This window comes from Bradyrhizobium septentrionale (assembly GCF_011516645.4).
GTDB classification, from domain to species: Bacteria; Pseudomonadota; Alphaproteobacteria; order Rhizobiales; family Xanthobacteraceae; genus Bradyrhizobium; species Bradyrhizobium septentrionale.
On record NZ_CP088284.1, the window covers coordinates 232,219 to 253,039 of the forward strand.

At 60.3% G+C, this 20,821-nt stretch carries 14 protein-coding genes and 2 pseudogenes; 3 read left to right on the plus strand and 13 right to left on the minus strand.

Translation table 11 applies throughout. The features are described 5' to 3' along the window. Positions 1 to 35 precede the first annotated feature (35 nt). The 5 genes from tssM to tagH form a co-directional block, all read right to left on the minus strand. Positions 36 to 3,596, minus strand: coding sequence for a type VI secretion system membrane subunit TssM (gene tssM / locus HAP48_RS00915; RefSeq protein WP_166217392.1), 3,561 nt, complete (start codon positions 3,594 to 3,596; stop codon positions 36 to 38). 12 nt (positions 3,597 to 3,608) lie between these two features. Continuing rightward, positions 3,609 to 4,508 (minus strand): type IVB secretion system protein IcmH/DotU, encoded by a 900-nt coding sequence (gene icmH / locus HAP48_RS00920; protein ID WP_166217395.1) that lies wholly within the window; start codon positions 4,506 to 4,508, stop codon positions 3,609 to 3,611. Then, positions 4,505 to 5,845 (minus strand): type VI secretion system baseplate subunit TssK, encoded by a 1,341-nt coding sequence (gene tssK / locus HAP48_RS00925; protein ID WP_166217399.1) that lies wholly within the window; start codon positions 5,843 to 5,845, stop codon positions 4,505 to 4,507. Before tssK ends, icmH begins: the two co-directional genes overlap by 4 nt. Before the next feature lie 73 nt (positions 5,846 to 5,918). Next, a complete protein-coding gene (tssJ, locus tag HAP48_RS00930) occupies positions 5,919 to 6,428 on the minus strand; it encodes a type VI secretion system lipoprotein TssJ (RefSeq protein WP_166217402.1) in 510 nt (169 codons plus the stop codon). Further along, positions 6,428 to 8,134, minus strand: coding sequence for a type VI secretion system-associated FHA domain protein TagH (tagH, locus tag HAP48_RS00935; RefSeq protein WP_166217405.1), 1,707 nt, complete (start codon positions 8,132 to 8,134; stop codon positions 6,428 to 6,430). The genes tssJ and tagH overlap by 1 nt, the downstream gene beginning before the upstream one ends. 644 nt (positions 8,135 to 8,778) lie before the next feature. Between tagH and HAP48_RS00940 the strand changes: the two genes are divergently transcribed. The 3 genes and pseudogenes from HAP48_RS00940 to HAP48_RS00950 all read left to right on the plus strand — a co-directional run. Further along, positions 8,779 to 9,291 carry a transposase gene (locus tag HAP48_RS00940; protein ID WP_166217413.1) on the plus strand — a complete coding sequence of 171 codons (513 nt, stop codon included), beginning with the start codon at positions 8,779 to 8,781 and terminating at the stop codon, positions 9,289 to 9,291. Next, positions 9,188 to 10,522, plus strand: coding sequence for an IS1182 family transposase (locus HAP48_RS00945; RefSeq protein ID WP_166217419.1), 1,335 nt, complete (start codon positions 9,188 to 9,190; stop codon positions 10,520 to 10,522). Before HAP48_RS00940 ends, HAP48_RS00945 begins: the two co-directional genes overlap by 104 nt. A gap of 52 nt (positions 10,523 to 10,574) precedes the next feature. Further along, a pseudogene (locus HAP48_RS00950) lies at positions 10,575 to 11,124 on the plus strand (IS256 family transposase); the annotation flags it as partial. Between the two features lie 150 nt (positions 11,125 to 11,274). Here the strand turns inward: HAP48_RS00950 and HAP48_RS50585 are convergent. The 8 genes and pseudogenes from HAP48_RS50585 to tssA all read right to left on the minus strand — a co-directional run. Further along, positions 11,275 to 11,373: pseudogene (locus tag HAP48_RS50585) on the minus strand (hypothetical protein); the annotation flags it as partial. Further along, complete coding sequence (gene tnpA, locus HAP48_RS00955) at positions 11,367 to 11,789, minus strand: IS66-like element accessory protein TnpA (protein WP_166217441.1); 423 nt, start codon at positions 11,787 to 11,789, stop codon at positions 11,367 to 11,369. The gene tnpA and the pseudogene HAP48_RS50585, both read right to left, overlap by 7 nt. Positions 11,790 to 12,372: 583 nt before the next feature. After that, positions 12,373 to 13,359 carry a type VI secretion system baseplate subunit TssG gene (gene tssG / locus HAP48_RS00960; RefSeq protein WP_166217447.1) on the minus strand — a complete coding sequence of 329 codons (987 nt, stop codon included), beginning with the start codon at positions 13,357 to 13,359 and terminating at the stop codon, positions 12,373 to 12,375. After that, positions 13,323 to 15,071 (minus strand): type VI secretion system baseplate subunit TssF, encoded by a 1,749-nt coding sequence (tssF, locus tag HAP48_RS00965; protein WP_166217452.1) that lies wholly within the window; start codon positions 15,069 to 15,071, stop codon positions 13,323 to 13,325. Before tssF ends, tssG begins: the two co-directional genes overlap by 37 nt. 7 nt (positions 15,072 to 15,078) lie before the next feature. Next, the gene (tssE, locus tag HAP48_RS00970; protein WP_166217457.1) at positions 15,079 to 15,474 is read right to left on the minus strand and encodes a type VI secretion system baseplate subunit TssE; all 396 of its coding nucleotides are present in this window, start codon (positions 15,472 to 15,474) and stop codon (positions 15,079 to 15,081) included. Between the two features lie 12 nt (positions 15,475 to 15,486). Next, positions 15,487 to 16,971, minus strand: a complete 1,485-nt coding sequence (gene tssC, locus HAP48_RS00975; protein ID WP_166217461.1) for a type VI secretion system contractile sheath large subunit — start codon at positions 16,969 to 16,971, stop codon at positions 15,487 to 15,489. A 37-nt stretch (positions 16,972 to 17,008) separates the two neighbouring features. Beyond that, positions 17,009 to 17,506, minus strand: coding sequence for a type VI secretion system contractile sheath small subunit (gene tssB, locus HAP48_RS00980; RefSeq protein WP_166217466.1), 498 nt, complete (start codon positions 17,504 to 17,506; stop codon positions 17,009 to 17,011). Positions 17,507 to 17,534: 28 nt separating this feature from the next. Next, positions 17,535 to 19,130, minus strand: coding sequence for a type VI secretion system protein TssA (gene tssA, locus HAP48_RS00985; protein WP_166217470.1), 1,596 nt, complete (start codon positions 19,128 to 19,130; stop codon positions 17,535 to 17,537). Positions 19,131 to 20,821 lie beyond the last annotated feature (1,691 nt).

The following is a 20,821-nucleotide window of genomic DNA, read 5'->3' on the forward strand; positions in this document are numbered from 1 at the left end:
CGCGAAAGAAAACGAGAACTCTCACAGCGTTGCTGTCACAGGTGATCCGGACATCGGAACGAACGAAGGACACTCAAGTTGAATGGATTGCGTACACTTTCCGCCCGTAGTTCATAGGTCACGTCGGGCCGGTCCGGTCCGCCGATCGTGATCGTGAAGCGGTCGGGAGCCCCACGCGAGGAGGCTCGCGACGCATCGACGAGACGGAACAGAGCCCATGGGCCTGAGTGCTCAATCTTCGTTTCAGTTCCATCAACTGAGGCAAGCGTGACGGAGGCCGTGCTTGCATCGGTTCGGCTCGGCCATTCAAGGTCGTAGGCACGGGGCGCCTCGTGACGATAGACGATCTCCTTGCCATCCAAGACAAAAGTCGCGCGCAGCAGTTTGGAGGCGAGATAGACGGGCTTGATGCTGAACTTCACGGCCGGCGCGGAGGCCGAACCGCTAAAGAATGCCTTGCGGATCTCTCGCGCGCGCTGAAATTGAGCCATGGCATCCGCATGGATCGGCGCCGCCGCACCGTCGATGGTCGCCAGCCCAAAGCCGGTTCTGCGCTCGATGACGAATGGCGACAGGTACTTCTGAAAAAACTCATCAAGGATGCCGCCGGGGCGAAAGAGATCGCTGAAGTCCTTTAGTGTTACGTCCTCGGTCGCGGCCGCAAACAATGGATAACGCTGGTAGGCGGCTGCCTGGCAAACCGGCGCCACTTCCCGCGTCCACACAGCACTGACATGACCGTGGGCCTGTTGAAGCAAGACGCTCCATGTCGAGAGAGCGATGTCGTTCATGATGGAACGGACCAACTCGGGTCGCAGCGCCGAGTCGGCGCGCATGGTACCGAAGGCATCGTTGCTCGGATCCTTGACACGCCGCTGAAAGAGCTGAAATGCGGCTTGGCCAGGATCCGGTGCAGTTGCGATGTTGGCCATCGTTGCATACAGGCCGCCGAAAAGATCGCGGATACGATCCATGCTGGCAGCTTGTCCCGAAGCTCTGCCTGTGCCCAGTTGGACCAGAGGCTGGAAGGCTTCGGTAATCCGCGTTCCCGGCCAGGGAGCGTCGCCGAATGCCGCCGAGAACACGGCGACCGTTGTCTCACCCGCCTTGGCCGCAGCCTGCTCTCCGGGCGGCGGCAGGTTCGTATTGTCTCGTACGATGGAAATGATCTGCTGCAGTGCGCTTTCCGGTCCGGCCAGCCCGCGCAGGATCGCCGAGGCGCGCTGCATATCGTCGAACTTGACGACGCGGACGCGGCTCAGCGCGCTTGTCCATATGCGAATATAATCGGCAACATAGCGATCGATGACCTTGCGCACGACCTGTTGTGTATCCGCCGTGTCGAATGAGCGGCCGGCAAGGATCCAGTCGCCGCTTTGCTCGTCTTGGACGATGAGTGGAAGGTGTGGTAGCAGGAAATCGATCAAACCATCCCGTGTGAAGATGCCGGGGATAATCGCCGTACCGCCCGAAGAAGGTAGCTCCTGATGGCCAATGGTGGGGTGAACAGCCTGAGGCTTTACCTCCAGCTGGCCGGCCCCCAGCAGACTAACCAGGTCGATTGGCCGAAGCCGCGTGCTTTGAGCGGCTTCGCGTAAAAGCCGGGCGTAGACCTGCTCGACGAGGGGACGTTCCATCAACCGCAAGCCGACCGCTATCACGAAGTTCCGGTCGCTGGTGATGGGCTTCGGCAGCAACTCGAGGAGGCGTGAAAAATGTTCCAGCAGTTCGCCCGCTGATGTCGTCTCGAGTGCAAGCGCAAGCGCCACTTCACTGCGCACAGCCTGTTCGACTTTGCCGCGATCGAAATGCGTCGGATCACTGAGCATCAAATACGTGCGGAACGCATCCTTGGCTTGGTCCAGCAGAGTATCATTGCCAGTACGCGATAGCGCGTCGATGCGAGCCGCAAGCCTTCCAGCAAAAACCGGCAGCAGGCGGTCGACCAGAATTTGGTCATAAGCTTGTTGCGCGGCTGGCGCGAGCACCGGGGTCGCCGAAATCCCGAGCCCACCGAGCCACGCGTACCAAGTGTTCTCGCCGGCTGCCAGACGCAGCCGGCGCGCGGCATTGAGGGTCGGCAGAAGCTTTATCAGGTCGAGCGGTTCGCGTGCTTCTTTGATGCGAACTTGCATTGTCTGTACCGCCGTGTTGGTTTCAGTGATACGCATTTCGCTGCGGGCAAAGGCGTCGTACCACAGAGTCAACGCGGCCACCGCCAGCATAACGGCCGCGAGATAGCCCGCACAGTGCACCAGCGCGAGCTTACGTTCGAGTTTGAAATTGCGGCCGACCAGTCCTTGCTCAGCGAAGATCACGTCGGTCAGCAACTGACTGATGAAGAATGCCTTTCCCGGCCCGATGGACGGCGTGGGCGGGACCGGGTGCAGACCGAAATGGCTTCGGATCGCACCGCTAATCCGCTCAATCGGCATTCCTTCCTGGGCAGCGCTTGTAAAGTAGATCCCGCGCAGCATCGGTCGCACTTCGAAGCGGCTCGGCCGGAAGACTTCGCTAACGAAGCCGACGACTGCGGTCCGGATGCTCCGCAATTCCTTCGGGAATGCATACATCAGTGCACGACGAGTGGGATTACGTTCGTCATGCATGCGAAACGCCAAGTTGGTCTCGAGGCGCTCGGCAAGTTCCTGGATCTCAAGGGTTACGACGTCGTCGATGTGATCGCCTGGTCCCTCGAGAGGAAAGGTCTTGCCCCAGACCTGGGCGCGGCCCTCATGGTCGAGATCGTCAAAATATTCAGCGAAGCCGGTCACGAGGTCACACTTGGTTACCAGAACATAGACCGGAATGCTCATGCCAAACGTCTTCAGTAGCTCCTGTATCCGCGAACGAATCGACTGGGAGCGCCAGCGCCTGTTATCATCGCCCAGTAAGAGATCGGACAAGCTGATCGCAAGCAGGATGCCGTTGATCGGCCGCCGGCGTCGATGCATCGTGAGAAGATTGAGAAAGCCGTGCCAGGCAACACGATCGACCTCGCTATCCGTATCCTGCGTCGTGTAACGGCTTGCCGTGTCGATAAAGACTGCTTTTTCGGTAAACCACCAGTCGCAGTTTCGCGTGCCGCCGACGCCCGCCACCGGGTCGACGCCGAGCCGCTCAGTCAGCGGGAACTCGAGGCCCGAGTTGCGCAGGATCGTCGTCTTGCCGGCGTCCGGTGGGCCAATGATGATGTACCAGGGCAGCTCGAACAGATAGCTTGGTCCGCGCTTACCGGCGAACACTGTATCGCGCAGGACCTTCAGCGCGTCCTCGAAGCGTCTGCGGATCAGTTCGACCTCCTCACGGCCGCGATCTTTCGAGGTCGTGATGAGGCCTTCGCTCTCCATCAGCGATTTGATGACACGCCGGTTCGCACGGCGTGCCAGCCAGTAACGGACAAGGATGACGACGACCAGCGCCGAGAAGAGGCAGGCGATTGTGGCAACGCGAACAGCCGCCGAATCGAACGGGCGCTGACCGAACAGGTCAAGGTAAGGCCCGCCGAACCAGATCAACGCGTCGACTGTCAACAAGGCGATCAGCGTGATGATGCCCCGAGCCGACAAGAGTGCCGCCAATTGAGTGCCAAACACTCGCACCTCCCTTCAGTGTGGCCCAGAGTGCCCGATCACACTGAGCTGCTGCTCGACCGGCACGAGTTCGCCCGATAGGCGCCAATGGAAGAAACTGTAGCCGATCAGCGCCATAATGGTGGCAGCGGCAAAGATGATCCACAACGGCACGTAGCGACGCACGCCCGTGCGTACCCTGATGCCGCGCCATTGGCCCGATAGCGCGGCGGGTGGCGCACTCGTATGTTCCCGCAAGAGGCGCTGAACGTCGGAGCGCAGGTCTTCAAGCTGGTCGCGCCCCCCGTCGACTACGCGATATTTACCCTCGAACCCGAGCAACAGGCAGATGTTGATGAGCTTAAGCAACGCGAGGTATTTGGCCGGCTTTGCCTGGACGCGCTCGAGTATCTGAAAGACCTTCTCGCCTCCCCAGGTCTCATTATGGAACTGGTTGAGCAAGCTGTTGTCACTCCAGGCGCTTTCGCTGCCCCAGCGCGTGGTCATCACCGCCTCGTCGAGCAGCGCGCACATCACGTAACGGCCGGCCCGTACATCGCCGCCGTCCGCTTGATCGTTGGCGGCACGCTCCTCAAAACGACGGACTTGCTCGACAATTCCGCGACGCAGCGCACCAATATCGGCATTGTTGACGACGCGAAGCTGGGCGACGACCAAAAGGAGCGGTGTCGCGGCTGCAACCAAGACGTCCTCCACTGCCTTTGGCTCGAAGAGACTTTGCACAATGATCTCGGTATGGTTGGCTGCGCCTACTTCGTCGGATTCAGAGACAGGCGACGGCGTGTAAGTGCCGGTCGGGGCGGCGAGGTTCGGAGGAACACAAGCGGGCGATTGCGCCCGCTGCGTGTTACGGGTCGGACCGACTGGCCTGCGTCCAATAACTGTCGGTTCATTCATGTTTTTCGCGCCCGTCACGCACGTTTTCCACGGATGGCCCAGAATTCGAGATGGAGATCCGAGTAGTCACCGCTGACGTGGAAAGCAAAGGCCGCCGAGCGCGGCAGGGTGCGCCACAGCTCCGCCGCCTGGTCCAGCTCGAAATAGACGGCATTCTGGATGTAGGGCAACTCGCGCGGCGCCACGGCCAGCGCGCGAACCGGAACACCCGGGAGCTGAAGATTGACGAGGTCGCGAATCTGCTCGACCGAGCCTACTTTCATCTGCGCCGGAAGCTGGTTGCGCAACGTCTCGGTCGGTACGCTTCCGACAGCAACGAGAACGAACCGGGAGTCCTGGAACAAGGTGCGATCGATGATCAGGCCGGTTAGGATGCCGTAGCCTCGATCCTGCAACGGTAGCGATATTGCGGCGCTCTGCATCACGACAGACAGCAGCTTTCGCAAGATATCAGCCAACGGCGTGAAGCAACTCTCGAGATCCTCATGCCGATAGGGGGGCATCTCCTGCGGTTTACGGCGGTCGCCAACGAAACTCGACAGCCGCCCTGCAAGGCCAAGCAATGCGCGGAAGACGGTTTCAGGGTGATGTCCGCATGTTGCTGCGAAGTGGTCGAACACGGCTTCTGCGTCGTTCACGATCGACAACGTGACAAGATCAATCAGTCCCGCTCCGTCTGCCGTCGCGCGCGAGGGATCCGCGCGGGCAGCAAGCGCCTCTGCGCGTGTCCGCAGCACCGATCTGACCTCGTTCAACAGCGCGATTACCGGTTGGACTGCGTGAATATCGATCGCCGGCGGAACGTAGGTGTTGGATAAAGTGATCGCGCCGGCCGGATCGATATCACGGATGCGGCCAATAGGCAGCGTGATCAGATCAACCTCCTCCTCTCCGTCGAACATAAGATGTGTTGTTAGCGACGCAACCCTTATATCGACCGGAGCTTTTTCCGGTGCGCTTGGATTCCGGACCTGCAAGACCTCATGATCGTGGCGGTGCGCAAGTGCATCCCCGGAACAGACGTCGCTGCCGGCCTGTCGGCGCGTGCCTACTGCGATCTTGACCAGCAAGTTTTTCGCAGCCGGCGGAGGAATTCGTCCGATCGGAGGGCGGACATGCTCCGGCACACGAAGGGCGGTGCCGTCGGGCATAATGGCTTCAAGTGCGGTAAGCGCGAGTTGGCCGAGCGCCAGAAGATCACGATCAAAGGCAAGTTTTCGAATGCCCCAGCCGTAGCCGACCAGACCAGCCACGCGGTTCTCGACCAGTTGCTCGATCCATCGGTCGTATTGCTGAAAGTGCTGTGGCCGCACCAACATACCTTCAGACCAGATCGGTTTGCTTGTCGCAGACACTATTCAGGCGCCTCTTCGCTGAGTTTTCGAAAGGTGCATCTGCCCGGCGACCGTTGCGATCACGACGGACTGGTCAGAAGATTTTCCACCAATTTCGACTCTCCTCCTTCTCAATGCTGACGGCCTGCGCCGTCAGTTTGACCCAGATCCTATTGTCACGATCGGGCTTGATTTCGGCAGCTGAGCGCCATTGCGCATCGTTGCCCGAGCGGAAGCCGGCGATCACGCCGACATTCTGCGTTTCGATCGGCGTGTTGCGCTCGAAATCGACCTTGTCGCCTGGCGTCAACTCGACCTCACGCTTAGCCACGAGATCCGGCCCGAGGCGTTTGGCGTCATCGTCGAACAGCTCGAAAAACTGCGCTTGCGTGAAGTTGGCTGTCGACTTCAGCTCATAGATACGGACCACTACCGGCGACGGCTTGCCGCGCGCGTTTGGGTTGACGAGCTCATCGGCCTCGATCACGAATTTGATTGGCGTCGTCTTCGAGCTCTTGTCGGTCGAACAATTGCTGACTGCGGCGGTCACCAGCAATGCGCCGCCAACGACGGCCAACCGCTGGCGTGTGTTCGGCGACACCATTACGCCGTCTTCTCTGCATTCTGGCCAGGCGAGGAGAATTGCGACTCGTAGCTTCGGGTAAACTCTTCCGCGATATAGGAGCGAGCCGTTCGATCGATGTCACCAACCATCGATGCGTGCAGTTCCACAAATCGGTCCCACAATTTGGCCTTGTTGATGCGGGCGCCGAAACGCCCGCTATTTGCACCGTCGCTCTCGATACGCTGGGGACTCATATGCGTCAGCACATTGCTGACCGCCCCCTTCATCGCCGCTATGGCCGCGACCTCATGCGCCTTGATGTCGTCGAAGCCTGCGCGCACCGACCGGGAGAGCAGCTGGAAACCGTGATCCTTTGCGAGCGCCTCGCGCAGGGCATGACGGCTCTTCATGAACCGTAACTCATTGTCGTTCCCAGCGCGTACTCGCGTCGACTCGATCTGGCACTCATGTTTGACCATGGCCCACGCTGCCAGTATCGAATGCAGGCCGTTTGCCATCTCGGTGATCGCGCGGCCGAGTTCGGCAAAGAACTCTCGACGCTGCGCAGGTGGCACAAGGTCCGGATTGAACCCGAGCGCGGTCCAGAACGCCTGTAGTTCGTCTGCGTCCGATGGAGAGGCTGCAGGCGACGGCGGAGCGCTGCTGGCTGTCGCCGTGCTCATTTCGGGGGTGCCGTCCGTTCGTTGCACAGGAGCCTCCTTCGGGCTCGCCAACTGATCAAGTTCGCGCTCATCGGGCCGGGGTGACAAAGTGCCAGGATCAGGTAATTTCCCGAGATCAGTCGTCGGGGCAGGAGCGAGCGGCTTGCCCACGACCTGGAGCACTTCGTTGGATCCGGCGAAGCGCGCATTTGTTCGCTGCGATGGCATCCCGCGCGAGGCCACTGCCGGCAACAAATCGCTCAGATCCAGGTCCTCGGGAATGATTGGCACAGGATAGCCATTTGACGGTGCACCACCGCCGTTCGAGAATGCTGAGGGCGGCGGCTGCGGTGGCTCGGCAGATGGCGCGTCGACCGACGGCAGCGGAATTGATCCGATGTTTCCCGATTGCGCGTGCGAAGATGGCATCTGCGTCATGGCAGTGCTCGACAGTCGCCTCAGAAGGTCCTCTAATCTCGGATCGACAGCGCCGATGCCGTCGCTGAGCGGCTCGTCCGCAAGCACGGACGGCGTACGAGGTGCCTGCGGCTCCCATTGTGCAGCTGAATAGAAGGCATGGCGCGAGCAACTCCCGATTAGCGGATCGAGAGGAAGATTCGCATCGTCGTCTAACGGTCCGGAAGTCGGAGAAGCGGCAGTTGCTGACTCTTCGGCGAATGAAGGCGACAGTAACGTTATACGGTCAAGACGCACCGCCTTCGAGCCTGTCAAGCCGAGCCGTTGACGTTCCTCGGCAGGATCGTTCTCGATCATCACGGAGATGATGTAATTTGCCATGTATAGTGTATCGCCATCGGCTAACGGCGCGGTATTGCCGCGTCCCAGCGGTGCGTCCACGGTGTTGATGTAGACGCCGTTGGTGCTTGTATCGGTTATCGTGAAACCGATGCCATTGAATGCGATCAGTGCGTGGTGTCCTGACAGCGTGTTGGTTGGATCTGGAAGCCGCCAGTTACACCCGCGCCCACGTCCGACGGAGCCGCCATCCGGCCCGAATGCCTGTCTTGCGTTGTGGCCCAAGAGGTCGGCGTTCTCTCCGAGGACTCCGAGTATGAGATGCATCACACACCTTCAGGTTTGCTGGTCCTCACAGGAGAGGCAGCCGGGCGTCCCAAAGGAATCGCCGATGGCGGCAGCATTGTTGCCTGCTCCGCGGCATTGTTCTGAGGACGTTCGACTGGCTCACGCGTCGATTGCGTACGAAGAAAAGGAAGGTCGCTTCGTGCGCCCGGTTACATTGGAAGACGCGCTGTCTCTCTCTCTGGAGTAAAGCACTCTGGCTCAAGCAAAGGAGCGCATAGGTCGTCTTTCGCATCTACGTCCACTTGCCAATCAACGTTGCTAAATCTCAATAGCAACGGTCGTGCCAATGATCATCACCAACTTAAGCCATTGATTAGGCATCAAAAGGTGCGGTTCGGACGACGGCAAGCGTTCTCGAACTGACAGAGGCTTGTGCAGCTGTCAGACACCGGACAAAGGTCGACCTGGTTGAGCCCTGAGATGGCGTTTTTTTGGCTTCAACCCGGCCAGTGTCGTCGGGCCCATGCTTAAAAAAACCAGTGAACGCCACTTCCACCGCACCGAAACTGTTGCTGGTTGACCGGCCCGAGAGGTCGTGTCCCCAGTGATGGCTTTGCGGTGGTCATCGGCAGTTCTCCGGTAGGATCGGGTTGCGACACGCCAACGCAACCGAGGAATCACCGATGACCGACGATATGATGAACCTGCGCACGCTCGTGGAGAAGACCCCCGATGCCGATCTGTTGCGCGAGATGATCGGCTTTGCCGCCCCAGCGGCTGATGGAGCTGGAAGTCGAGGGCCACACCGGGCGGCCTACGGCGAGAAGAACCCCGAGCGTCTGGCGCAGCGCAATGGCTACCGCGACCGGATCTGGAGACCCGCGCCGGCGCGGTCGAACTGCGCATCCCCAAGCTGCGCAAGGTCCTACTTCCCAGGCTTCCTGGAGCCGCGCCGGATGGCCGAGAAGGCGCTCACCGCCGTGGTGCAGGAGGCCTACGTGCAGGGCGTCTCGACCCGTTCGGTAGACGACCTAGGAGCTTGTCTGGATAGTCGCTGTTCAAATCTGGTCGGGTCTGATTCAACATTGGGCGATGAGCAAGTATTTTCGGCCTTGGAACATCGATCAGACGCTGCTTCTGCCGCCGAATGTGCAGGACTTCGTGCCGAAAGGCCATGTCTCGCGGTTTATGGTTGATCTGGTGCGGGAGAGCCTCGATCTCAGGGAGATCATGGGCAGCTATGTGAGCGGGCTTGGGCAGCCGCCGTTTGATCCGCGGATGATGGTGGCGCTGCTGCTGCATAGCTATGCGAGTGGGCTGTATTCGTCGCGTCGGATTGCCAAGGCCTGCCGGGAGCGGAACGATTTTGTGATGATCGTGGCGCTGGATGCGCCGGATTTTCGGACGATCAGCGACTTTCGCAAGCGACATTTGAAGGCGCTCGGCGCGCTATTCGTGCAGGTTCTGAAGTTGTGGGAGACGGCCGGGCTGGTCAAGCTCGGTCATGTCGCGCTGGATGGTACGAAGATCAAGGCGAACGCGTCGAAACACAAGGCGATGAGTTATGAGCGCATGAAGAAGCGCGAGGCGGAATTGAAGGCCGAGGCCGCTCGCATGCTGGCGGCCGCCGAGGCGGCGGATGCCTCGGAGGATGAGACTTTCGGCAACAGCGACGAACTGCCGGACTGGACCGTCGACAAGCAGAAACGGCTGGCGAAGATCCAGCAAGCGATGGCGGCGCTGGAAGCGGACGCCAAACTGGCGGCTGAGGAAGAGCGCCGCATCGAGGCCGAAAAGGAACAGCAGCGCCAGGCCGAAGGCCGCAAGAAGCCGGGCAAACCGGCGGCGCTGCCATCGGAGGAACCCAATCCCAAGGCGCAACGCAACTTCACCGATCCGGAAAGCCGCATCATGAAGTCGAAGGATGGCTTCGTTCAGGCCTATAATGCCCAGGCGGCCGTCGATGCACATGCCCAGATCATTGTCGCGCAAGAACTGACCCAGCACGGCAGCGATCAGGGCCAGTTGGTGCCCCTGATCGAGGCCATCGAGAGCAATCTTGGCCGCAAGCCGCGGCAGGCCTCAGCGGATTCCGGCTACTGCAGCGAAGCCAATCTCGAAGCGCTCGACACACGCAGCATCGATGGCTATGTCGCGCCCGGACGCGCCAAGCACCCGACAGTAGCGAACGGAAAAGTCGGCGGCCCGCTGACACAGGCCATGCGAAAGAAGATCGACGATGGCGGCTTCGAAACACCCTACCGATTGCGAAAGCAAGTGGTGGAGCCGGTGTTCGGACAGATCAAACAGGCAAGAGGCTTCCGCCAGTTCCTGTTGCGGGGCATCGAGAAAGTGCGCGCCGAGTGGACAATGATCTGCACCGTCCATAACCTCCTCAAGCTGTTCAACCTCGCAAACGCAGCCTGAGCCTGCTACTCTACAACAAATGCCCGTCACGAAAACATATCTGGACGGGCTCCTAGTGCAGGCAATGGGGATGAGCGGCATCTCCAAGAGCCAAGTGAGCCGGCTGTGCGGCGAGATCGACGACAAAGTGAAGGCGTTCCTCGCCCACCCGATCGAGGGCGACTGGCCGTATCTGTGGATCGACGCCACCTATGTGAAGGTGCGCCAGAATGGCCGCATCGTCTCGGTCGCGGTGATTGTCGCGGTCGGCGTCAACAGCGACGGCCGGCGCGAGGTTCTCGGCATGGATATCGGTCCCTCCGAGGCCGAGACGTTCTAGACGGCGTCCCTGCGCAAACTTGCCCGCCGCGGCTTGCGCGGCCTCAAGCTCGTCGTCTCCGACGCCCACGAGGGCATCAAGGCCACCGTCGCCAAGGTGCTCAACGCCGGCTGGCAACGGTGCCGCGTCCACTTCATGCGCAACGCGTTGGCGCACGCCGGCAAGAGCGGGCGGCGCCTCGTCTCCGCCTTCATCGCCACCGCCTTTGCCCAGGACGATGCCGAGACCGCCCAAGCGCAGTGGGCGCAAGGTCGCTGATCAACTCCGCCCCAAGTTGCCGCGTCGGAACGGTGCCACCTGAAGCGTCCGCCCAAAAAGCGGATGCCACGGATACGCAATCTTCGCGCTTCGAAGACTGTATGCAGAATGTCGAGTGTTGGGCTCGCTTCGCACGGAACACCACCGCCACGCCCTTCATCGGGTCATGGCCCAGCGTCTCCTTCGCCAGCAGCGCCAAGCCCTCTGCACCCTTCCTGAAGTCCACAGGTTGCGTCGCCACGTAGATCATGAGGCTCGCGGGCATCGTCAGCATGAACGTGTCCGTCGGAGCGCAATGAACACATCACTCAACGCAGCAAGGCCAGGCGCCCCGCGCACCTCCACGCGCGCGCCCTGGAACTCAACCGTCACAATGGCTGCTTCCGGCGATCCGGAGGGCTCTGCGGCCGCAGGCAACGCTGATTCCGACACCACCGGCACGAACGACAGCGTGTCCGCCGACGCCGGCAATACCAACTGGCCCAAACGCGCCCGGCGCCGCCAGTCATGCACCTGCTGGGGCCGGCAGCCATGGCGACGCGCGACATCTGTGACAACCGCCCCCGGTTCGAGGCTTTCCGCCGCAATCCGTGCCTTCAAATCATCCGGCCAGCGCTTGCGAACTGCGCCAGCGAACACTTCAATACGCGGTGAAAACGGTCGTCTTATGTCGTCAGAATGGTCGTCCATTGTGAGCACCCTTCCAGAAGATGACTCTTCTAACAGTGCTCTCAAGACTCTGCACAAGCAATCAGACGGGCCTCGGCGCTACGCTTACCTTCCGTCTGCCCGTTCCACGCATCACTCGCACTTGGGCACAGGCGCGGATATGACGCGGGTTACCCTCGGGAAGAGCCGGGTGCGGGAAAGCCGCCTGCCCGGATCTGTGAGGGCAAAGCCAAATGGCCGAGCTACTCGACCACGATCGGCCCGAGACTAAAGGCCGAATTTACCCAAGACGTTCGGCATGATTTTCAACGTCTGGCTGAAGACTAGGTTAGCTTAGGCGCCACCACGTCTGCGGTGGAACGTCGATCTCGCGCCCGATGAATTTCATCGACGTAGCTCCTGCGCAAAGTCTACTATCTGGCAGTAGCCTCGAAACTGCCCGTCGTCAGATTGGGGGCCGTGCCGCAGATGTCGGTCTTGGCCAGATTCGTCCCGAGGCAAGAGAAACACCCCATCGAGCGGCTTCTGATTCAGGCTCAAATTGTCCACTCCAACGAGTGCCACCTGCCTCAACATCGGAGCATGCGCGAGTAACGCGAAGACATCACAATAGAACAGAGCTTCCAGTTCGTTTTGGCGGATCGATCCATGTAGTCCAGCCCAATTCTCCTTCACCCAGCGTCCATTCCGGCGTCTGCCCAGGCGCTAACTCCAGTAGCAGATCCCATGCCAAAGGCTCGCGCAGAATAACGTTAATCAGACGGGAAAGGATGGCGTGGGTCGCGCAACTGGGCAGCAGCGACCGAAACTGCTGCTGGTTGACCGGACCGAGGCAAAGCCGGAATTTGCCCACGACGTCCGGCATGGTTTCGCCAGCAAGGGTGTCAACGCCAAGTTGAAGACCAGACTGGCCAAGGTTCCACCGCGCCTCCCCTGGAATGTCGATCTCGCGCCAAATGAATTCCTCGACCCGAGCCGGGATATTCAGATGGCTGGAAATCACGCCAGCCACCAGCCGCCCTGACCGGCAGCACAATGCAAGGACGCCGGCATGAGGCAGCAGCCGCGCCCGCCACTCACGTTCCTTGGCTGTGTGTTCCCCAGGCATGAGCCCAAAGAGCGCACCAACCAGCACCGAGATCGCGTCGGTCGCGCCCTCCTCGAACCGCAAATGGTGACGGTAGTACCGCCAGATCGGCAGCAGCAGGCTAATCAGACGGTGATTGAAAAAATCAAAGAAATCGTCGAGCAACCCGATGCCGTCCGCGTGCATGACCCGTTCGGTGTAGAAGGGCGGCAGCGGCGAAGAGGGGCCGTGCAGCCCGAGGAAATTGACGTCTACCTCGACGCGCTCGCCGGCGGCCTTGACCCGCCTAACTTCCGCGATCTCTTCGGCAGGAAAGCCAAGCGTCGGTGATGCGCGAAAGCGCACCGCGTCGCGCGCGGGATCGTCGGTGGACCCAATCGGGGGAGCGTCACTGAAGCGCCGCTCGAGGAGCGCTGCAAGCGAAAAGAACCCGCAAGCCGAAAGCTCATCGCCTTGATCAGGCGCGGTCAGAGCGGGCTGATCGATCCAATTCTCGCTGGCCATGTGTAGTGTGCGTTGCTTTCCGTGCCGCGGACCGAAAACCGGTGCAGCATATTGATGCCGGCGAAGGTCGCGAAGAAGGCATCGAGCACTGAACCCAACAGGAACAATTCGCCCTCACCGCCGATCTTGCTGTCGATCACAGCTAATTCGATGTTTCGCATTCGGATCGGGGCGCCGTGCATCACGTGATCGGTGTCTGTGGTCACGAACTGGTCGAGGCCTTCTAGCAACAACTCCAGGCGGCGCTGCGCCTGAATGTCGTAGACCGCGCGGAACTCGTAGCTGGCAAGGACCGTCCGCAGCGTATCGATATTGACCATCGCACCATAATTGCGCGCCAGATTGGCTGTTAGCCGCCGCAACAAACCATCATTGACCGGCGGCGGTACTTCTGCCGCGACCGCCGTGATATTGGAGAAGGTTACCGAGCGAGGCGTATCAGAGGTCGGCAGATCCACGCTACCAACTGCCAACCGGTCGGCAATGGGTCCGTTGGAGCAGGTCAATTGCAGGGATGCGACGTCGATCGGCGGATGCTGACCGATGTCAAGCCGGTCGACGAAACTCACATAGTGATCGACGCCACGGCCAACCACCGCCGGCCGGATACGCTCGCGGAAGTAGGCTCGGTTGCGCTCGGCGCCGGGCAGATCGTGGCCCAACAGGTCGAATGGCTCGAACTCGATGCGTTCCGGGCGGCCTTGCACGTAGCCGGTCACGCGATCAACGGAACGGATGGAGAAGTTAGGCCCTCCAGAAGCACGCACGCGGTATTCGGTTGCGGTCCGCTTCAGGCGGATCGGCGAGGCCTCATGGCTGAAGACATTGATTGCCGGTGTGCAGTTCAAGCAAATCTGGCCCTTGCCCACGCGCAACTGCGCGGGGAACGGACGTCGAAACTCGAAAGTGAGCCTACATTCGGTCTCCGTGTGGGCCGCGAGCGGCTCGAGACCAGACAGTTCGACATAGAGAAATTTCGACGGATAGCTCAGATACTCCTGAATGATCCGAAATCCTGAGAAAGCGTTGCGCGGCCACGGCAAAACCGCCTCGTCATCGCTGAAGCCGACTCGCGCGATCTGTGCTGAATCGATTGCGGCGACTTCTCGATCCGCCACGATGACAGTTCCCTGCGAGACGTGACGGCACAGCCAGGCCAACAGGCAGCGCCCCACTTCCGGCTCTCGCTCGGTCGAGAAGAAGAGGCGGAGCCGACCATTCTTGAGACATGACAGGTTTTGCTGACCGGTTGCTTTGATACCCAAGGTTAGCCGGGCCGAACTCGACCAGTTCTCGAGCTGGACATTAATGATCTCCAGTGGCAGCACGTCAATGGAGTAGCAGGTGACGAACGTGCAGTTCGTTCCTTCAATCGGCCGCGAGCGGACGCTCGTGCCGGCCGGCACGTTCAAGCTCGCGGCGCTCGCCGATGATCTCAAGGCAAAGGCCAGAGTTGTAATGGGCGGCAGAGCTTGAAGATATTGCGGCCATACCATCCGCAACAGGCCGTGGACAAATTCGGGAAATTCGTCATCGAGCTTCTGACGCAGCCGTGCAACAAGGAAGGCGAAGCCTTCGAGCAACCGTTCGACATCGGGATCGGTGGCATCGCGTCCAAGAAAGGGCGCAAGCTTCGGATTTGCCAAAGCGAAATCATTGCCGAGCTCACGCAAATAGGACAGCTCGTCCTCGTAATAGGGATTAAGGGCCACCGCCGCGTCAGCCCCTTACCCGAACGTGCTTCTCGAAGATCGCCTCGAAGGAGATCGGCTCCATTTGGTCGTTATGATCGAGCGTCGCGTTGACGTGAAAGCTCAGCTGCAGCGGATTATCGGGATCGGCATGAAAGCGGATCGAAACATTGTTCAAGCGCGGCTCAAACGTCTCGATCTGGTGCTTGAGCGAATACGCGAGCGCGCCCACCGCGTCGGCTCCCTGCCCGACGGCCTCGTTGAGGTCGGGCATGCCAAAGTCCGGCCGCGTTTCACAACAGCCCTGGCGCGAGTTCAGAACTCGATGTAAGTTTGCCAGCACACTTGCACGGAAACGACCGAACGACCCCTGATTGGTCTCCGTTCCGTCCTCCAAGCGCTCCATAAGGCTGCGGTCGAACATCGACTATCATCTCTATTGCTTGTCGAGCTTACCCTTGAGCGTCAAAGCAAAATCCGCGCCCATGTACTTCAAGTGTGGAACGACGGCGATGCCGACGCGATACCAGCCCGGTTCACCGTCGACGTCCTCGACTATGATCTCCGCCTTTCGCAAAGGTCGCCGCGAACGCACCTCTGCCGACGGATTCTCCTGATCGGCGACATACTGTCGGATCCAGTTATTCAGCTCGTCTTGCAACTCTTCCTTGCTCTTCCACGAGCCGATGTTCTCGCGCTGTAGCACTTTGATGTAGTGTGCGAAACGATTGATGATAAACATATAGGGCAGCTGGCTGCCAAGCTTGTAGTTGAGCTCGGCCGCCTTGCCTTCCTGGGTGTTACCGAAATATTTCGGCTTCTGCACAGAATTTGCCGAGAAGAAAGCGGCATTGTCAGAGCCCTTGCGCATGGTCAGCGCGATGAAGCCCTGCTCGGCAAGTTCGAACTCGCGCCGGTCCGAGATGAGAACCTCCGTCGGTACCTTGGTCTGCAATTGCCCCATCGCCTCATAGGTATGCAGATTGAGGTCCTCAACTGCGCCGCCCGATCGGGGGCCGATGATGTTCGGGCACCAGCGATATTTGGCGAAGCTTTCGGTTAAGCGCGTCGCGAAGGCAAAAGCAGCATTCCCCCAGAGGTAGTTGTCAGTTTCGCCGCCGGAGCCCTCTTGGTAATTGAATGCCTTCACCGGGACCGTCTCGGGACCATAGGGCAAGCGCAGCAGGAAGCGCGGCAGCGTCAGGCCGAAATAGCGAGCGTCCTCGCTTTCGCGGAACGATGTCCACTTGGCGTATTTTGGTCCCTCGAAGACCGATTGCAGGTCCTTTAGACCCGCGATCTCCTCATGACGTTCGACGCCGAACATGTCCGGCGCAGCGGCAGCAATGACAGGCGCATGCGACATGGCGGCCACCGCGCTCATGTACCGCATCAGCTTAGCGTCCTGACTGCCACTGCCAAACTCGTAGGCTGATATCATGGCTGCGACAGGCTCGCCGCCGAACTGACCGTACTCTGCGGTGTAGACGTGCTTGTACAGGCCGGACTTGACGATCTCCGGGCTGTCCTCGAAGTCGGTGAGCAGTTCATCCTTGCTGACGCTGAGGAGTTCTATCTTGATGTTCTGACGGAAATCGGTGCGGTCGACCATGAACTTTAGACCGCGCCAGACCGACTCGAGCCCTTGGAACTCGACCGTATGCAGCACGTGGTCGAGCTGAGCCGAGATCTTGCTGTCGATCTCGGCGATCATCCGATCGACGAGCGCGTTGTTGACCTGCTCGTCGGCCCGGCTCGGTTTGAGGAGCTCGGCGAGGAAGGCTGCGACGCCCCGGCGGGCGAGATCGTACCCCTCGTCGCGCGGGGTGATCTTGGTTTCGACGAGGACTTGATCCAGCAGCGACAAATCGGTGGCCATGGTGGCGACTTCGGTCGACTGCTCCACGCTTGTATCGGTCATAGCGCCATCGCTCCTCAAAAACGGCTCGTCGATCCGCTCACTCGCCCTCGCCGTTGCTGGTGAGCTCGCTCAAGAGCCGCGGCCGCGCGCCGTGGTCTTCGAGCAGATTCTGGATGGCTTTGCGGAAACTCGGCACGTTGCCCAGCGGACTCTTCAGCGCGATCAGGGCCGCGCGCAATTCGGTCAATGCACGCAATTCGGGGATTTGCCGTGCGACACGCTCGGGTTCGAAGTCGTTCAGACTCTCAAACCGCAGCGACACGGACAGCTTGCCGGCTTCGGGTTGGTCGTCGAGCCTATTCTCAGCAGAAATATGGAGAGTCAGTTCCTGGCTTTTGACAACGTCGTTAAAATTGTCTTTGTCGATATTGACCATCTCGCGCTCCTCAATCGGGCGGTCATCGGTCCGTCCGGTGAAGTCGCCCAAAACCAACAATTTGAGCGGCAGTTCGACTTCCTCTTTCAGGTTGCCGGTTGCAGGCTTGAAGCGGATATTGATGCGCTCCTTTGGAGCGACCGAGCTTTCCTGTGCCATATGAGTTCCTGTTAAGACGTTGTCCGGACTAGATCAGCTGGCGACCAAGTTGGCTCGCGCGTGCGATGTCGATGCCTGCGACCCGCATTCGGATTTGCTCAAGCGCCACACGGCGGCTGGGCTCGTCGATCATCTGCTGCGAGTCGAAATGGGTCATCGCGCGGAAGCGCAGTTCGGCGGCGTCGAGTGCAAGCGTGGGCTCCCAGCTTTCGAGCTTGCGCTCGGCGATCATCTCTTCCATGTGCTCGAGCAGTGGGATAGCCGTCGTCACGAAGCCCGTTTCGACGCAGAAACGTGCTTGCGCAAGCTGGCCCACGAACCGCGCGCGTTCCCCAGCCGCGCCATTCAGCGCACGCGACAGCTTCTCGAGTGCGGCCTGCGGCTGCCCGCCGCCAACGAGCCTGTGTGCCTCGGCAACAGCTTCGTCGACAGGATCATGGCTCCTCGACACGTCCGCACCACCCACGGCGGCCCAGGCTCGCGTTTCGTCGTCCGCGAATGGCCGGCCGTCGTTGAACCGAAACTCCAATATCTGCGGATAGCGTGTGACCAGCAGAGCTACGCTTGCGCGCACCGCCGTGGCCGCCGACCCAAAGAGCGGCCCCATTTGTTCCAGCGCTTTGGCGGCATGCCGGTGAACGTCGAGCCAGAACGGTGCCGTCCAGACGATCTCTTCGGCCAAGTCTACGACATCGGCGCGCTGACCGGCCGCAATCTTGGCTTCTAACGCTGCAATAGTGTCCGCAGGCGGAAATATCGTCGTGCGCCCCCCTGTATCGGGCGGCAGCGCGTCGAAGCGCATCCAGGCGCCGAAGCGATTGAGCAGATAGACCTTCGGGTCTGTGGGCGATGTGACGCGCCTTACGGCCGCAGCCTGTCGCAGCATATCCGGCAAGCCGTCGATAAGGCGGGCCGAGTCGCCATCGGAACTAGCCGGTAGCAATGCCTCCGGTGCTCCTGATTGAGCAGGTTCAACCGGCGGAGTGGATACGGCCGGTGCGGCCGCGGTCTCATCGGCACCTTGTGCCGCCTCAGTCGCATGTTCTGCCGCCGCGGCGATTGCGCGCTTGGCCTTGTCGTAATGCGGCTTCAGCGCCCTCAATAGCTCGCCCAAAGCGACTTGCTTATTGATCACCTTCTCGCGCAATTGACGATCGAGATCATCAAGCGCCTCATAGGCGGCGAGCACGGCCGGATATTCGGTTTCGACGGGCGCATTCTCTACCACCTCCGGTCCAACGCGACCAACGAGCCAATCGATCGCTCCGACCCGCGCCCGTTCCCGCTTGATCGGCGGAAAGAGTCCATCCCAATGCGCGTCCACCATTCCGCGCAAAACGCCTAAGCCGACGGCAAGGCCCTGGTATCTTCCAGTCCGAAACAAACCATAGGTCGCCCAACACGCGACCAAAATGTCCTTTGACTGCTTGGCCAGGATGTGGAGCGACAATGTGTTGACCTTGCTCCAATCAACCGCAGCTGGTCCGTCGGCCTCCATGCGCCGCACCTCGGCTTCGAGCCGTTCGAATTCGATCGCATCACGGACACTTATGCCGGCGGGCGCGGAGCCTGGCACAGGCGCAGCACCGTGGCGCGCACGCGAATTGATGTCATCTCGAACCATCACCCAAGAGTCAATCACAATGACACCACCATGGGCGACCGCGTATTGCGACGGATCGCGACATTTGGACTGTCACCGTCGTACCCCCCCCCCGCGTACGATAAGCCGAGGGCAACACTCTTGTAAGTCACCACCGCTCCTCCTTGCACAGGCGTACTGGATGACGTTCCTGTTTCACCTCCTTCAAGCCTTATGCCAATTGCAATGACTTGATTTGCAAAAGCGATTTTCTCAATCGGAGGCATCACGTCCCCGACAGCATGTTGCAAACCCGACATCGGAGGCGGTGGCTGTTGGGTCGGCTCAGTCATTGGCTCATTGGCCTCAAGGAGCCTTGGGCTCAGGCAAACCGCGCCGCGCACGCTGGGCTCGCGAAACTTCGAAAGAAGATGAGGCGAGGAGTTTCAACCCGGCACGTCGACAGATCGTTGTTGGAATATCTCATGTCGGGCGCGACCTTAAGCGCACTTCCGACTTGAGATGCAGCCCGTATTGGATGATGGCTCAAGTGTCTTCTCGCGTAAATCGGAGCAAATGATGAGCGATGGCGAGTCCTGGACAATCAAAGACCTCCCAATCCGGAGTTGATGGGACTGAGCGCAAGGACGAGCCCCTTGTTGAAGCGGGTTCTTCGGCGGTCGAGGCTCACCGAGGCATCAGGCCGGTCCGGGAGCGGATGCGCTCTGAACCGCAGGATTTGGGGGCGTCTTCAGTTGGCGTGGATCGTGGTGCGCCAAGCCGCGAAAGACATGAGGCGCGTTTCGGTAACGAGCCCCGGTCGGGTCATCGATCACCGCTTGGGCCGTCCGCGCGCGACCCAGATGTCAGATCTGGCGCTGACAGCGAACACGACGTCCGAGCACTTTTAACTGCACTGGTGAGAACAGCGGTGACCCGCCGCAGGCTCCCATGCTGCACCCATACCGACGACAAGGAACGCCTCAATGACTTCAAGGTGTCTGCGACTGCGGGCGTGCCTGTCGCAGGTCGACTCAAGCCGCGGACCGCCACGTCCATTGCGACCACTATTCGCAGCTTCTCTTGCTGGCTCTACGACGAAACAAGCCGGGCATTATTGTTCGGCCTCACGACCGCTCGCTGGACGAAGATGCCGAGCTTTACAGTTTGAAAGGTGGTGGCAGAAAAGTCATGAATGCGCTGGCTCATCTTCGGAACTTCCTGTTGAGCGCCAGAGCGCCGGAAACCATGGGTCCACGGCTGGTTGCCTATCCCGAAGATGCGGCTCTCATCCAGAGGGCAGTCGAGGCGGCCGGAGCGGATTGCGAGAGGATATCCATGGCAGGGTTTCGAAACGCCGCGCGGTGTCAGCAGATCCGGTAGCATTCTTCGCGGGTTCAGTGTGTGGCTCCAGTCGCATGCCAAAAGCGCGATAGCAGGCCGCCTCGACGACCAGTCGCTGCGGGACGATGCCCAGAGGTACAGGCGCGTCAGAAAGTTCCACTCGGTGGGCGTCCAGTTGAAGCTGCTTTGGAAGTACAACTCGCTACGGGGGTCTCCAGCCATCAGCGACAACTTAGATCTGTTGGAACTGATGGAGCGGGAGATGGAAGTTGACGGGCCACCGTCGGCCGCGGGGGACGTCGCCTCCAGCACTCTCTCCTGCAGGCAACTCCCGCGGCAACCATCAACGACAACGATCTAGATCTGCTGGAGCGCGAGGTAGAAATAGA